The organism is Streptomyces sp. NPDC058872, assembly GCF_042743065.1.
Classification (GTDB): Bacteria; Actinomycetota; Actinomycetes; order Streptomycetales; family Streptomycetaceae; genus Streptomyces.
This window is the reverse complement of sequence record NZ_JBHYMK010000031.1, coordinates 15,665-29,689: the sequence shown is the minus strand read 5'-3', so window position 1 is coordinate 29,689 and position 14,025 is coordinate 15,665. Positions and strand designations below refer to the sequence as shown.

Annotated in this window: 13 protein-coding genes; 5 read left to right on the top strand and 8 right to left on the bottom strand. The window is 73.3% G+C overall.

The window, feature by feature from the left end; all coding sequences use genetic code 11:
• Positions 1-18: 18 nt before the first annotated feature.
• Positions 19-1,302, bottom strand: coding sequence for a cytochrome P450 (locus tag ACFW22_RS20525; protein WP_386406519.1), 1,284 nt, complete (start codon positions 1,300-1,302; stop codon positions 19-21).
• 87 nt (positions 1,303-1,389) lie between these two features.
• On the opposite strand from ACFW22_RS20525, the gene ACFW22_RS20520 reads away from it, so the two are divergent.
• Positions 1,390-2,601 carry a globin domain-containing protein gene (locus ACFW22_RS20520; protein ID WP_386406516.1) on the top strand — a complete coding sequence of 404 codons (1,212 nt, stop codon included), beginning with the start codon at positions 1,390-1,392 and terminating at the stop codon, positions 2,599-2,601.
• Positions 2,602-2,695: 94 nt separating this feature from the next.
• On the opposite strand, the gene ACFW22_RS20515 is transcribed toward ACFW22_RS20520, so the two are convergent.
• Both ACFW22_RS20515 and ACFW22_RS20510 read right to left on the bottom strand, forming a co-directional pair.
• Positions 2,696-3,685 (bottom strand): nucleoside triphosphate pyrophosphohydrolase, encoded by a 990-nt coding sequence (locus ACFW22_RS20515; protein ID WP_386406513.1) that lies wholly within the window; start codon positions 3,683-3,685, stop codon positions 2,696-2,698.
• A 27-nt stretch (positions 3,686-3,712) separates the two neighbouring features.
• Positions 3,713-4,357, bottom strand: a complete 645-nt coding sequence (locus ACFW22_RS20510; RefSeq protein ID WP_386406510.1) for a SurA N-terminal domain-containing protein — start codon at positions 4,355-4,357, stop codon at positions 3,713-3,715.
• A 327-nt stretch (positions 4,358-4,684) separates the two neighbouring features.
• On the opposite strand from ACFW22_RS20510, the gene ACFW22_RS20505 reads away from it, so the two are divergent.
• The 4 genes from ACFW22_RS20505 to ACFW22_RS20490 all read left to right on the top strand — a co-directional run bounded on the left by ACFW22_RS20505 (position 4,685) and on the right by ACFW22_RS20490 (position 6,528).
• On the top strand, positions 4,685-5,170 hold the full coding sequence (locus tag ACFW22_RS20505) for a DUF2975 domain-containing protein (protein ID WP_386406507.1): 486 nt from the start codon (positions 4,685-4,687) through the stop codon (positions 5,168-5,170).
• Positions 5,170-5,391: a helix-turn-helix domain-containing protein gene (locus ACFW22_RS20500; protein ID WP_386406504.1), complete on the top strand. Its 222-nt coding sequence runs from the start codon at positions 5,170-5,172 to the stop codon at positions 5,389-5,391. The genes ACFW22_RS20505 and ACFW22_RS20500 overlap by 1 nt, the downstream gene beginning before the upstream one ends.
• A 154-nt stretch (positions 5,392-5,545) precedes the next feature.
• Complete coding sequence (locus ACFW22_RS20495; RefSeq protein WP_386406501.1) at positions 5,546-5,917, top strand: PadR family transcriptional regulator; 372 nt, start codon at positions 5,546-5,548, stop codon at positions 5,915-5,917.
• A complete protein-coding gene (locus tag ACFW22_RS20490; RefSeq protein WP_386406498.1) occupies positions 5,914-6,528 on the top strand; it encodes an HAAS signaling domain-containing protein in 615 nt (204 codons plus the stop codon). The genes ACFW22_RS20495 and ACFW22_RS20490 overlap by 4 nt, the downstream gene beginning before the upstream one ends.
• 102 nt (positions 6,529-6,630) lie before the next feature.
• Here the strand turns inward: ACFW22_RS20490 and helR are convergent, their stop codons facing one another.
• From helR to ACFW22_RS20465, 5 genes are all read right to left on the bottom strand, one after another.
• The gene (gene helR / locus ACFW22_RS20485) at positions 6,631-8,781 is read right to left on the bottom strand and encodes an RNA polymerase recycling motor ATPase HelR (RefSeq protein ID WP_386406495.1); all 2,151 of its coding nucleotides are present in this window, start codon (positions 8,779-8,781) and stop codon (positions 6,631-6,633) included.
• Between the two features lie 168 nt (positions 8,782-8,949).
• Positions 8,950-9,336, bottom strand: a complete 387-nt coding sequence (locus ACFW22_RS20480; protein WP_386406492.1) for a hypothetical protein — start codon at positions 9,334-9,336, stop codon at positions 8,950-8,952.
• 233 nt (positions 9,337-9,569) lie between these two features.
• Positions 9,570-11,180: a protein kinase gene (locus ACFW22_RS20475; RefSeq protein ID WP_386406489.1), complete on the bottom strand. Its 1,611-nt coding sequence runs from the start codon at positions 11,178-11,180 to the stop codon at positions 9,570-9,572.
• Positions 11,177-11,782 carry a hypothetical protein gene (locus tag ACFW22_RS20470; protein ID WP_386406486.1) on the bottom strand — a complete coding sequence of 202 codons (606 nt, stop codon included), beginning with the start codon at positions 11,780-11,782 and terminating at the stop codon, positions 11,177-11,179. The genes ACFW22_RS20475 and ACFW22_RS20470 overlap by 4 nt, the downstream gene beginning before the upstream one ends.
• Positions 11,783-11,935: 153 nt before the next feature.
• Positions 11,936-13,990: an N-6 DNA methylase gene (locus tag ACFW22_RS20465; RefSeq protein ID WP_386406673.1), complete on the bottom strand. Its 2,055-nt coding sequence runs from the start codon at positions 13,988-13,990 to the stop codon at positions 11,936-11,938.
• Positions 13,991-14,025: the final 35 nt, after the last annotated feature.

Genomic DNA, 14,025 nt, shown 5'->3' with positions numbered 1-14,025 from the left:
CGCGCGATCACGCGAAGATCACATTTCTGATGCCACGTCAGTTACCAGAAGGGGTGCGGAAGGGGAGAACTCCACCGGAAGCGTGCGCAAACCACGCATGATGAGCCCTCCGCGCCACCGCAGTTCGGTCGGATCCACGGCAAGTCTCAGGTCCGGCAGGCGAGTCAGCAGCGTCGAGAGCGCGGCCTGTCCTTCCAGGCGGGCGAGCGGTGCGCCCAGGCAGTAGTGGATGCCGTGCCCGTACCCGAGGTGCTGGTTGTCGCGGCGGGCGAGGTCGAGCACGTCCGGTCCGTCGAACCGCTCCGGGTCCCGGTCGGCGGCGGCCAGCACCACCAGCACCGGGTCGCCCGCCGGGATCTCCTGCCCGCCGATGGTCAACGCCCGCGTCGCGTAGCGCCAGGTCGCCATCTCCACCGGCCCGTCGTACCGCAGCAGCTCCTCGACGCCCGTCTCCAGGAGTCCGGTCTCCCCCGCGGCCAGCGAGACCTGGAGCCGCTCGCGCTGATCGGGGTGGCACAGCAGCTGGTACACGCCGTTGCCGATGAGGTTGACGGTCGTCTCGAAGCCGGCGAAGAGGAGGATGAAGGCCATGGCGGCGGCCTCGTTCTCGGTGAGGTGCTCCCCGTGGTCGGAAGCCCTGATGAGACCCGAGATGAGGTCGTCCCCGGGTTCCTCCCTCTTGCGGTGGATCAGCTCGGCGAGATAGCCGCGCATCTTCTTCACCGACCGGGCGACCCCGCCGCGCGGTCCCCCGCCGTGCCGGATCATCATCCCGGCCCAGTCCCGGAAGTCGTCCTGGTCCTCCTGCGGCACCCCGAGGAGGTCGCAGATCGCGTAGATGGGGAGCGGGAAGGCGAACTCGTGGATGAGGTCGGCCGACCCCTTCTCCACGAACCGGTCCATGAGCCGGTCGGTGAGCTCCTGCACCCGCGGGGCGAACTCGGCGACCCGGCGCGGGGTGAAGGCCTTCGAGACGAGCCGCCGCAGCCGGGTGTGGTCCGGCGGGTCGATGTTGAGCAGATGCGTCATCAGCTCGGCCTTGCGCTCGCCCGGGATGCCCGTCTTGCCCTTTGCGTGCGGGGATTCGTCGTGGTGCGCGGGATTCTTGGAGAGCCGCTGGTCGGCCAGGGCCTGCCGGGCGTCCGCGTACCGGGTGACGAGCCATGCCTCGACCCCGCTGGGCAGCGTCGTCCGGTGGACCGGCGCGTGCTTCCGCAGCCAGGCGTAGGCGGGGTACGGATCGCTCGCGAACTCCCAGGTGAAGAGGGTGGGAGCGGGCTCGGGGGTGGGGGCGGTGCTCACGCCACGACCGTACAGGGCGCCCCCGGGAGGCACGCTCGTGGAGAAGGTGTGATCAAGTGGTGGAGGCCGTGCCCTAGATTCGTGCCGGTGGACCCTCAGCTGCTCAGAAGCACGTTCGCGATCGTCGAGAGACGCGCCGACCATGCGGTCACGTTCTTCTACTCGCACCTCTTCTGGCACAACCCCGGCGTGCGCGCGCTCTTCCCCGCGGACATGGCCCCCCAGCGGGACCGGCTCTTCGCCGCACTCACCCGTGTCGTGACCCGACTGGAGGACCCCGGGCTCGCCGACTACCTGGGGCAGTTGGGCCGCGACCACCGCAAGTTCCTCGCCTCCCCCGCGCTGTACGCGGCCGTCGGGCAGAGCCTGCTCGCCGCCTTCGCCCACGCCGCCGGTGCCGGCTGGACGACCGAGGCGGAGAAGGCCTGGGGAGAGGCCTACGGGCACATCGCCGATCTGATGCTGGCCGGGGCATCGGAGTCGGCCCGGGCCGGTGAACCCAGCTGGTGGGACGCGGACGTCGTCCGGCACCAGAGGCACGGCGACGACCTGGCCGTCCTGACGCTGCGGCCACGGCAGCCGTTGCCGTTCCGCGCCGGCCAGTACGTCAGCGTCAGTTCGCTGCGGGTCCCGCGCGTCTGGCGCACCTACTCCCTCGCGGACGCGCCCCGACCGGACGGCACCGTCGAGCTGCACGTGAGCCGGGTCGCGGGCGGCGCGATGAGCACGGTGCTCGTCACGCAGACGGATCCGGGCGAGGTGCTGCGGCTCAGCGCTCCCGGCGGCGGACTCACCGCGCGGACCGCGCCGGGCGGGCTGCGCACCTACGTCTGCGGGGGCACGGGATGGGCCCCCGTCCGCGCGCTGCTGGCGGAGGCCGCCGGGACCGAGCCGGACCTGGAGGGCCGGTTGTTCATGGTGGCGCGCTCCAAGGAGTACCTGTACGGGCGTGCGGAGGCCGAGCTGCTGAAGGAGCGCCTGCCCGGCCTCAGCGTCACCTACATCACGGCCGCGCCGAACCGGCGCCGGGACCAGGCGACCGAACGGCTGCTCCAGGCGCTGCGGGCGTGCGTCCGCTGGTCCGCCCACGACGTGTACCTCGCGGGACCACCGGCCTTCGTCACGGAGGTCGCCGAGGTGCTGGAGGAGTTGGGCACCGACCCGGCACGCATCCACCACGACACCCTGCCGCCCGCGGGCCGCTTCGCCACCCGGCCGAGCAGCGCCGCCGAGCGCCTCCTGGGCCCGCCGGCCCCCGCCTGGCACGACCCCGCGGCGAGGGCCCCGCGCGAGCGGTGACGGCGGGGCCGGGCACCCGGCACTCCGGTCACACGCCCTCCACTCGCGCCCCGGTCATACGCCCCCGGTCACGCGCGCTCAGCGCACGCCCCGGTCACACGCCCTCCGCCGCACGGATCGCGTCCCGATAGGCGCGGGCCGCCGCGCGCAGGGCCGCCTCGGGATCCACCCCGGACGCCTCGGCACGGGCCGCCAGGGCGAGCAGTTCGTAGCCGATGCCCTCGCCCGTCGGGAGCTTCACGTCGAGGCCCGCCGACCGGACCCGGCCCGCGAGCTTGGTGGCGAGTGCGAGTCCGGGCTGCCCGAGGGGCACCCCGTCGGTGACGGACTCCCGCTGCTTCTCGATCGCCTTGGTGCGCAGCCAGTGCGCGTGGACGTCCTCGGGGGTCTCGGCGGTTTCGTCGCCGAAGACGTGCGGGTGCCGGTGGACCAGCTTCTCGACGAGCGTCCCCGCGACGTCGTCCACGGAGAACGGTTCCTCCGTGTCCTCCTCCGCGATCCGGGCGTGGAAGACGACCTGGAGGAGGACGTCCCCGAGCTCCTCGCGCAGTTCCTGCCGGTCGCCGTCCTCGATCGCCTCGACGAGCTCGTACGCCTCCTCGATGGCGTACTTGGCGAGTCCCCGGTGCGTCTGCCCCGAGGTCCAGGGGCACTCGCGACGGATGCGGTCCATGATCTGCACGAGGTCGAGGAGGCGGGCGCCGGGCAGGTCGTAGGAGCCGGGCAACAGCTCCAGGTCGGGCATGGAGACCCGTCCGGAGCCGGCGAGCCGGGCGAGGCCGTCGGTCAGCGCCCGGTCCCCCTCGCCGGAGGGCAGCAGCACGACCGTGCGGCCGCCCCCGGAACCCCCCTCCCGGGAGGGGTCCCCGGCGCAGGCCGCGACGAGCTCCTCGGCGGTCGGCCGGAGGTGCTCGACGACGATCCCGGCCTCCCGCAGATAGGGGAGCTGGGGGTGGTGCTCGTCGGGGCAGAGCACCCGGTCGGCTCCGTGCAGCGCCTGCCAGGCGGGCCAGGACAACAGTCCGGGGGCCACGCGGTGGCTGGCGGTGAGCAGGACGATGCGGCCGGGGCTCTCAGAAGTCACCCCTCGAACCTACCCCGCCACCGGGGCTCAGGTTCCGGCCGGGACGGCGGCGGGGTCCTGGCTGATCTGACGGAGCCAGGGGGCGGTGGTGGCGGAGAGCCGGATCTGTGCGTCGTCCCAGGTGCCGTAGCGCGGGTTGACGTCGATGGCGAGCTCCTCGGAGGCGGCGGAGAAGACGTCCGTCAGCTTCTTCTGGCCCTCGGCGCTCTCGGTGACGCCGAGCTTCTCGGCGATCTTGTTCATGAGGACGTTGCGGCGGACGAAGTCGTCGATCTGATCGGGTGCCACGCCCTGCTCCTGGAGGAGGACGGCCGCGAGCCGGTCCTCGCCGCCGCTCTGCCGGACGAAGGCGGTCCGGGTCTCCTGGAGCTCGGCCCGGGTGGCGGTGACGCCGTTGTCCGCGGCGACCTTGTCGACGACCCGGTCGAAGATCATGACGTTGAGCTTGCGGCGGCTGAGGTCGCCGGTGGCGGCCACCAGTTGGACGGACTGCGGAGAGGCCGCCTGGGCGGCCCGTACGTCCCTCACCTGTGCCTGGAGGCTGGAGACGTCGATCCGTTCGCCGCCGACGACGGCCGCCGCTCCTGGGTGGGCATCGCTGCCGCAGGCGGTGAGCAGCGGGGCCGCGGCGAGGAGCGCGGCGGAGACGGTGAGCGCAGTGCGGCGGTGCAAAGGAGCCTCCCGGGCTGGTCGTGCGTCAGTTGAACGACCTTGCGGTGATCGATGGTAGGGAGTCGCCGGGGCCGGAGCCACCACTTCGGAGCGACTGTTTCCCCCAACGACTCACCCGTCACCCTGGTGTCGGCTCGTTCCGGGCCCGCGTCAACCCCGGAACCGGTCCTTCCATCGGGTGTCGGACCGTCAGGACCCGGCGATCGCCCCGGTGCCGGCCGCACCGTCCGCCCGTCTCGCCGCGCCCTTCCCCGCCCCCTCCTCACCTCTTGCTGGACTTATCGATTTTCGATAGATTTCCATCGTGAATCGATGGAAGGACGGGACATGGGAAAGCTGACCGTGGGTGCACTGCGCGCCGTGCTCGCGGTGGTGCTCGTCGGCACCGTGTGCGGACAGGCGGGAATGGTGTGGATGCTGGCCACCGACCCGGCGGACGGATCGCTGCCGCTGACCCCGCTGCGCGTGATCACGATCCTGGGCATGGGAGCGGCCCAGGTGGCCCTGGTCTGCGTCTGGCGACTGGTGACGATGGTCCGGCGGGGGACCGTGTTCTCCCACGCCGCCTTCCGGTACGTGGACGGCGTGATCGGCGCGATCGTGACGGCCGCCCTCCTGTGGTTCGCGGTCACGGCCGTCAATGCGCCGGGTCAGCGGGAGGACCCGGGCGTCACCCTCATCATGGGCGGGATCGGCCTGGCCGTCCTGGGGGTCGCCCTCATCGTGCTCGTGCTGCGCATGCTGCTCGCCCAGGCCGTCGCGCGCGACGCCGAAGCGACGAAGATGGAGGCCGAGTTGGACGAGGTGATCTGATGCCGATCACCGTCGACATCGACGTGATGCTGGCCAGGCGGAAGATGTCCGTGGGCGAGCTCGCGGACCGCGTGGGCATCACGCCCGCCAATCTGGCGGTGCTCAAGAACGGCCGCGCCAAGGCGGTGCGCTTCACGACGCTCGCCGCACTGTGCGAGGTGCTCGACTGCCAGCCGGGCGACCTGCTGCGCTGGGAGGCCGAGGACGCCGCGGAAGGGTGACGGGCGCCCGCCGGGGAGGCCGCCCGCCCACGACGGACGGCCTCCCGCCCTTTCGGACACCCTCCCGCCCCTTCGGACACCCTCCCGGTCCCGCACCGGACCGCCGCCCGCGCCTCCGTTGATCGGCATCCCCGTCGAGGGTATCTTGCATTGCATGGTTCCTGGCGAAGCAAGATCAGAGGTGACCGGAAAGGTCGCCAGTCAGCTGCGCAAGGGCGTCCTGGAGTACTGCGTCCTCGCCCTGCTCCGCGACGGCCCGCGCTACGGCGTGGAGATCCTCGACGAACTGGCCGCCGTCAGCGTCATGACCACCAGCCAGGGAACGATCTACCCCCTGTTGTCCCGACTGCGCCGCGACGGCCTCGTCGACACCGAGCTCCGCGAGTCGGCCACCGGCCCCGCCCGCCGCTACTACACCCTCACCGCGCCCGGCAGGACCGCGCTCGCCGCGTTCGCCGAGAGCTGGCCGCGCTTCCGCGACGGCGTCGACCACTTCCTGACCGCACCCCACGGAGGCTCCTCATGACCGGAACCGAGCACCCCCTCGTGACCGACTACCTCGCCACGATCGAGCGGGAAGCGTCCTTCCTGCCCGCCGGCCGCCGCGAGGAGCTCCTCGCCGACCTGCGCGAACACCTCGCGGTCGCCATCGGGGACGAGCCGGGGCCGGAAGCGGTCCGAGCCGCCCTCGAACGACTCGGCAGCCCCTCCACCATCGTCGCCGCGGCCCGCGCGGAGGAGCCCGAGACCCCGGCCACCCCGAGCGCCACGACCATCACGACCGCCACGACCGCCACGACCGCCACGAGGCTGGAGCCGCAGCCCCGGAACGTCATCACCGCCGTCCTGATCGGCGCCACCGGACTCGTCGGCCTCGCCGACCCGCTCCCCGCCGTGGCCGTCCTCATCGCGGGACTCGTCCTGCTGTGGAGCTCGGACGCCTGGGACCGGGGCACCAAGACCCTCGCGACCGCCCTCACCCTCGCGACACCGCTCGTGATCGCCCTCGGCGGGTTGCTCCTCGCCTACCGCCTGGACCCGACCGCGCTGTTCGCCCTCGTCCTCACGGGCATCGCCCTGCCGGCCGTGGCGGCGTTCCGCCTGCTCCGCACCCAGAACCGGCCGCTGGTCGCCTGACCGGAGCCGGCCGGGGCACGCTCCCTCGCCCTCGCCCTCGGGCGACCGGACGACCAGCGCTCCCCGTCCCGCCCGGCAGCCCCGAAGGCCCTCCCCCGCCGGTCACGCGCTCCTGAGGACCACCAGGCGCTGGGTCGCCCGGGTCATCGCCACATAGCGGTCGACCGCGCCCTCGATGCCCTCACCGAAGGATTCCGGATCGACGAGGACGACCAGGTCGAACTCCAGGCCCTTGGCCAGCGAGGGGGTGAGCGAGCGGACGCGGGGGCGTTCGCGGAGGGCGGGGGCGCCGATGACGCAGGCGACGCCTTCGGCGTTCTCGGCGAGCCAGGCGTCCAGTACCGCATCGAGCCCGGCGACCTCGCCGTGGACGACGGGGATGCCGTTGGCCCGGATGGAGGTCGGCACGTTGGCGTCGGGGAGCGCGGCACGGATGACCGGCTCGGCCTCCGCCATGACCTCTTCCGGGGTGCGGTAGTTGATGCTCAGCGAGGTCAGGTCGATCCGGTCGAAGCCGACCCGTGCCAGGCGCTCGCGCCACGACTCGGTGAAGCCGTGCCGGGCCTGGGCCCGGTCGCCGACGATGGTGAAGCTCTTCGACGGACAGCGCAGCAGCAGCATCCGCCACTCCGCGTCGGTGAGTTCCTGCGCCTCGTCCACCACGATGTGCGCGAACGGGCCGTCCAGGGGCTCCCGCTCGACGGTCGGCAGGGCCCCCTCGTCGACCAGCCTGTTCCGGAGGTCCTCGCCGCGCAGCATGGTGACCGCGCCCTCGCCGTCGGCGTCGGCCGCGACGATGCTGTCGATGACCCCGGCCATCCGCTCGCGCTCGGCGGCGGCGGACGCCTTGCGGCGCAGCCGGATCCGGGCCGTTTCCGGGTCGCCGAGCCGCTGTCGGGCCGCGTCCAGGAGCGGGAGGTCCGAGACCGTCCACGCCCCGGGGTCCGCGCGCCGCAGGCGCTTCGCCTCGTCGGGGGTCAGCCAGGGCGCGCACAGCCGCAGGTACGCGGGGACCGTCCAGAGGTCGCCGACGAGGTCGGCCGCCTCCAGCATCGGCCAGGCGCGGTGCAGCGCACCGACCAGCTCCCGGTCCCGGCGCAGCGCCTTCCGGAACTGCTCTTCCGGAACCTCCTCGCCGTCGTACTGGTCGAAGAGGATCGAGACCAGGTGCTCCCAGACCTGGTCGCGGGCCTCGTTGTGCGGGGTCCCCGGTTCCGCCGCGTCGAAGGCTTCCGCCCAGTCCGCGGCGCTCAGCCGGAGGTCCGTCCCGTGGGTGGAGACGGTCATCGCTTCGGCGGGCGGTTCCTCGTAGAAGCGGACGGCCTTCTCGATCGCCCCCACCATGTCCGCGGAGGACTTGAGCCGGGCCGCCTCGGGGTCGGTCTCGGTCGCCGCCCGCGCGCCCTCGGCGACCAGGTCCCGCACGGTGCAGGTGCGGACGCCCTCCTCGCCGAGGCTGGGCAGCACGTCGGCGACGTACGCCAGATAGGGCTGGTGCGGGCCGACGAAGAGGACTCCGCCGCGGCGGTGCCCGAGGCGCGGGTCGGAGTAGAGGAGGTGGGCGGTGCGGTGCAGGGCGACGACCGTCTTCCCCGTGCCGGGGCCGCCGTCGACGACGAGGGCGCCGCGCGAGCCCGCGCGGATGATGGCGTCCTGGTCGGACTGGATGGTGGCGAGCACGTCACGCATCCGGGGCGAGCGGCTGCCGCCCAGTCCGGCGATGAAGGCGGACTGGTCGTCGAGCGCGGCGTGGCCTTCGAGGCCCTCGGCGGTGAAGACCTCGTCCCAGTAGTCGGTGATCCGGCCGCCGGTCCAGCGGTAGCGCCGGCGGCTCGCCAGACCCATCGGACGGGCGTGCGTCGCGGCGAAGAACGGCTCCGCCGCCGGGGAGCGCCAGTCGATGAGGAGTCGGCGACCGGTGCCGTCGGTGAGTCCGAGCCGCCCGATGTAGACGGGTTCGGCCCCGTCCTCGCCGACGACCCGGCCCAGGCAGAGGTCGAGCCCGAAGCGGCGCAGCGTGCGCAGCCGGCCGCTGAGGCGGTGGATCTCCGCGTCCCGGTCCATCGCCTCCCGGCCGATGCCCCCGGGTGCCTTCCGTTCGGCGTCCAGTCGCGCCGACAGTTCGGCGATCGACTCGTCGAGGCAGGCGGCGATGGCGGCGAAGTGCCGTTCATCGGCGGCGATGAGCGCCGGGTCGGCCTTGGGCGCAAGGGTGCCGGCGAGATCGAACACCTCGGCGATCAGAGATGACACGTCGTGATTACCCCGTTTTCACAGCTTCTGGATGTCGTCGAGGAGCGATTCTGCGCCACGACGGGGGCCTTGCCGCAAGGCCCCCCGTGCGCTGTACGTTGGAACAGAGGAAAGGGCCGGAACCCCAGGGGTTCCGGCCCTTTCGTCGCTGTCGCGGGAGGCGTGCGACTACTTCGCGGGGACCTCGTCCATGCAGAGGACGAACTTGTCGGCGTCCCACTGCTGCGCGAGGGCGACCTGGCCGACCTCGCCGCACTTCTCGAGGTCGAAGGTGTTGTCGATGACCTTGATGACCTTGTAGAGGTCGGCCTTGCCGGAGGAGCAGTCCGCGGCGTCGACCTTCGGGTTGTTCTCGGGACCGGTCACCACGACGCACTCGCCGGCCTTGGCGTGCACCGGGGTGTCGCCCTTGAGGTAGGGGAAGCCGAGCTTGACGGCAACGACGACGACGATCGCCACGACGACGCCGCCGACCTTCTTGAGGAGGGCGCCACCCTTCTTGGCGGGAGCAGCGGGCTGCTGCTCGGGGGTGGCGGGAGCGGGGGGCGTCGTCATGTGGGTTCCTCGAAGAGATGGAAACGATCAAACGCGAACGTTACATCTAACAAAAACGACAAAAAGGATCATGGGGAATCGTTTCCCCATCAGTTGTCGAGTCGTGATCCTGTCGCCTCGTCAGAGGCTGCGGTACGGGACCCTCCCGGGGCCGGGACCGGCCGCGAAAGGACCGGGACCGACCGCGGGCGGGAGCACCGGCGCTCCCCGGAAGGCGGCCCCGCCCCGGACCCTCAGGGCCGCTGCCCCAGCTGCCGCTGGTGGTCCAGTGCCCGTCGCAGGTCCACCGGGAGGTGGTGGTACGGGCCGTAGGCGCGCTCCGCGTCGAACAGCAGCCGCTGGAGCTCGTCCTGCCCCGCCGCGTACTCGCCCGCGGCCAGGAGCAGCAGCCCGATCCGCTGCCGGACGTCGAAGGCCCGGGCCGGCTCCCGCTCGTAGTGCGGGAGGACCGCACGGAACTCCGCGAGCGCCGCGGCCGTCTCCCCCAACTGCTCCAGGCACAGGGCCGCGTCATGGCGGAACTGCAGGAGCTGCGGGTCCCCCGGACCCGCCTCCGCGGCGCGGTCCTCCGCGAGCCGGCGCAACTCAGGCAGTGCGCGCCGGTACTGGCCGTCGTCCATCAGCGTGGACGCGTACTGCTTGCGCAGGATGCGGACGACCGGCGAGCGCTCGCCGTGCTCGGCCGCGGCAGCGGGCAGGAGGCCGCCGAGCATGTCCACGGCCTGGGTGAGCGACCCCTCCGCGAGCAGCCGCTTCACCTCGTCGACGGCCGCGGCGACGTCAGTGCGCGCCGGCGGTTCCCCGCGCGCGAACACCCGCGGGTCGGTCCGGGGATCGTTCGGCGGGGGCGGCACCGGCGCGGGGGTCGACGGCGGGGCGGGCACCGGAAGGGGCGGTGCCGGCACCGGCGGAACCGCGGCGGCCCGGGCCGCCGCCCGTTCCGGCCAGGGTGCGTGCGGTCGCAGGAACGGGCGCGTCGGGTCCATCGGGCCGGCCGGGGCGCCGCGCGCGGGAAGCAGCGGCAGCAGGTGCTCGTACACCTCGTGCGCGCCGGACGCCCGCTCCTGCGGGTCCTTGGCGAGCAGTCGCAGCACCAGCGCTTCGAGTGCTTCCGGGACCTCGGGCCGCAGCTGTCGGAGCGGCACGGGCGGCTCGTACAGGTGCCGGTGGAGCACGCCGAGCGCGGTCGAGCCCTGGAAGGGAACGTTCCCGCTGAGGAGTTCGTGGAGGAGGACGCCGAGCGCGTACAGGTCGGCGGCGGGGCCCACGGCACCGCCCATGGCCTGCTCCGGGGCCATGTACGCCGGGCTGCCGATGGGCGAGCCGGTCTGGGTGAGCCGGGTGGTGTCCGTGTCCAGGACGGAGGCCACGCCCAGGTCGAGGACGGTCACCGTGCCGTCCGGACGCACCATCACGTTCCGCGGTTTGAGGTCGCGGTGGACGATCGGGACCGCGTGCACGGCGGCCAGCACCGCGCAGAGCTGCGCGGCGATGCAGACCGCCCACTCCCAGGGGTACGGGTCGTGCTCGGCCAGGTGGTCGGCGAGGTCGGCGCCCTGCACGTACTGCATGACGAGGTAGAGGTCGTCGCCGTCGCTGCCCGCGTCGTGCACGGTCACCAGACCGGGGTGGTCGACCTGCGCGGTCACCCGGCACTCCCGCACGAAGCGGCGCCGCAGCTCCTCGGCCGCGGTGGCCGGGCCGGTCATGGTGGCCGGCCGCAGCAGTTTCACCGCGACCCGGCGGTCGAGGCGGCCGTCGTACGCCGTCCAGACCTGCCCCATCCCGCCCTGCCCGATGACGGTGGCGAGTTCGTAGCGCCCCCCGATGACCCGCCCGTTCACCTGCCGCCGTCACCTTCCCGTGGATTCCCGGAGGCGTCCTTCCTCAGCAGGTCGCTGAGCTCGTCGAGCTCGGCGCGGACCTGGTCGATCCGGTGTCCGGGCACGGCGGGTTGCGGGGGTGCCGGCATCGCGGGCGGCTGGGGCGCGGGCGGTGCGTAGGCGTACGGATGGGCGCCTCCGCCGGCGCTCGGCACCGTGGCGGCCGTGCCGTACCCGTACCCCGTCGAAGGGTACGGGGGCGTGGCCGCGCCGCCTCCGGAAAGCTGCCGGAGCTCCACCACCAGGTAGTGGGTGAGGGAGCCGGCCACCAGGAGCACCATGACGCCGACGCCGATGAAGGACTCGACGGTGCCGGGGTCCTCGTCCCCGGTGGCCGCCGCATACGCGAACAGGCCCACCGACAGCAGGAAGACCGTGCCGAAGAGCACCCAGTCGCGCGCCCGGCGGGTGACGCTCGCGAGGTGCAGCAGCGGCACCCAGGCCAGGAAGCCGCAGCTGAGCAGGGCGAAGGCGGAGAAGAGGACGAGGAGCGCGATACGGCCGCCGGAGACGGGGCTCTTCGGCGGCTGCGGGGCCTGCGGGGCCTGCGGGGGGCCGTACATCCTGCTGCTCCTGCTCGAACGGATCGGGTGCGGAGACGAGCGTATACACCTCTGCCGACAAGGGCTCCGGGATGGTCAGAACCGTTGTCGAACAGATCAGGAGCAGGGCGGGCAGATCAGGAGCAGGGCGGGGACGGGGTCAGCAGCGGGAACTCACGGAGCCACCGTGCCGTCCGCCAGGCCGTCGTACAGCCCCTGCACCAGTTGGTCCCCGAGGCGCGCAGCCAGCCGGAGCGACTCCTCGAACGCGGCGAGCTCCCGGAACCGCTCCCCGAACCGACGCTGATCGACCAGCGGCAGGCGCGGCAACTGGAGGCGGCGCACATCGAGCCGGGTGGCGGTGGAGGCGTAGCTGCTGGCCTGCCGGGTGTTGGCCGTGGCCCGGAGGAAGCCGGCCAGGAACCAGGGGTCGAGGGCCGCGGGATCGGGACGGAGCAGTTGGAGGTTGCGGCCCAGTGCGGCGCCCTCGGCGGAGGCGTCGACGACCCGGACGGCCGCACCGCCGCCGAGGACCGGAACGACGACGTCCCCGAGCGCGAGCAGGACCGGCTCCTCGGGGGGGCCGTCGGGCAGCATCCCGGAAGGCTGCTGGGCGGCGAGCACGTCGTGGTCGGTCAGGACCGCGACCGGGGCGGCGGCGGGGGCGGTGCCGACGCCGCCCGCACGCAGGACCAGGGCACCGGCGCGTGCGAGTTCACCGACGGTGGTCGTGGGCCGGCCGCTCCCGGAACCCCCGGAGGCCGGGTCGGCGAGGGGAGGCGGGGTCAGTTCGCGGGTCCGGCGCAGGGTTTCGGTCAGCCGCTCGCGCACCCCGCTCAACTGGGCCGCGCCCTCGGCAGCGGCCGGCGGCAGAAGGTGGCGGGCGGGGGCGAGGTCGACGTCGTCGTCGAGGAGTTCGATGACCGGTACGGACCGGCTCGCGCCCGGGGTCCCGGTGACGGTCCCGTCCTGTTCGAAGGGCGTCCAGGAGTCCAGCACTGCGGAGTGGACGGCCGGCCAGTCCAGCCGGTCGCGGCCTTCCCGGCCCGGGCCCGTCTGCTCGGACGCGGCATCCACGAGGAGCAGTTCGGCGGCGGGGCGCTCGCCCTGAACGGGCCTGCGGAGCACCCAGAGGTGGAGCGGAATGCCGTACGGGGGAGCGGCACCGGCCGGGAGGGCGACGACCGCGCGCAGGGCTCCCCTGCGGAGCAGGTCGGCGCGGATGCGACGGCCCGAGCGGCGGGAGGCGACCGCGGGCGGCATGAGGAGGACGGCAGTGCCGCCGGGGCGGAGGCGGGCCAGGGCGTGCTGGACCCAGGCGAGCTCGGATTCGGTGCGGGCCGGGAAGCCGTACTCCCAGCGCGGGTCATAAGCCAACTCGTCGTGTCCCCAGTTCCGTTCGTTGAAGGGTGGGTGACAGAGGACGACATCTGCCGCGAGCGTCGGGAAGGCGTCGGCGCGCAGGCTGTCGCCCGACCTGACGCGGATGTCGGCGTCGGTGGCGAGGGCCAGGCGCAGGGCGGTGAGCGCGGCGAGGTCGGGATCGGCGTCCTGACCGCAGACGGCGCCGGGCCGCTCGACCGCGCTCAGCAGTCCGCCGGTCCCGGAGGCGGGGTCGAGGACCGTGAGCGGAACGCCGTCCTGGTTCCTCGGGGCGGTCGCGAGCGCCGCCATGAGGGCGGCGGGGCCGGGCGGGGTGAGCGTGTACTGGCGCGGGTTGGCGTCGAGGTGACGGCCGAGCAGGAACTCGAAGGCCGCACGGACCCCGGTTTCCGCCGCGAGCTCGGCGACCCCGCGCAGGAGCGGGACGGAGACGGCGAGTGCCGGTGCGGTGGGCGTGTGGACGGCCCGCTCGGGGCCGAGGCGCTCGGTGAGCTTCTCTTCCAGGGCGATGGGCAGCCCTTCCGCGAACCGCTGATCGGGGAGCTCGGCCAGCGCGGGCCAGGCCGCGGACCTGTCCCGCACGAGGAGGAGGGCACAGCCCGCGTGGACGAGGGCGGTGACGGCGCCGGCCGGATGGCCCGAGACCTGCTGCCAGACGCGCTCCCTGAGCGGGACCTCGGCCAGCTTGCCCTGGGCGCGGAGCCAGCGTTCGACCTCGGCGAGGGCAAAGGACGGGCTGCTCTCCGTGCCGCCGACGGGCTTGGGGAAGTCGGGATGGCGACGGCGCCAGTTGCTGACGGCGGCCCGGCCGACCCCGGCGAGCCGGGCGATCCCGGCGGCGGTCACCTCGGCGGCGCTGGTTCCGGTGGCGTCCGCTTCGG

Coding starts and splice junctions, on each gene's coding strand:
- ACFW22_RS20470 (WP_386406486.1), bottom strand. CDS start 11,782: ATGTACGGCCCCCCGCAGGCCCCGCAGGCCCCGCAGCCGCCGAAGAGC.
- ACFW22_RS20505 (WP_386406507.1), top strand. CDS start 4,685: ATGGGAAAGCTGACCGTGGGTGCACTGCGCGCCGTGCTCGCGGTGGTG.
- ACFW22_RS20480 (WP_386406492.1), bottom strand. CDS start 9,336: ATGACGACGCCCCCCGCTCCCGCCACCCCCGAGCAGCAGCCCGCTGCT.
- ACFW22_RS20490 (WP_386406498.1), top strand. CDS start 5,914: ATGACCGGAACCGAGCACCCCCTCGTGACCGACTACCTCGCCACGATC.
- ACFW22_RS20500 (WP_386406504.1), top strand. CDS start 5,170: ATGCCGATCACCGTCGACATCGACGTGATGCTGGCCAGGCGGAAGATG.
- ACFW22_RS20495 (WP_386406501.1), top strand. CDS start 5,546: ATGGTTCCTGGCGAAGCAAGATCAGAGGTGACCGGAAAGGTCGCCAGT.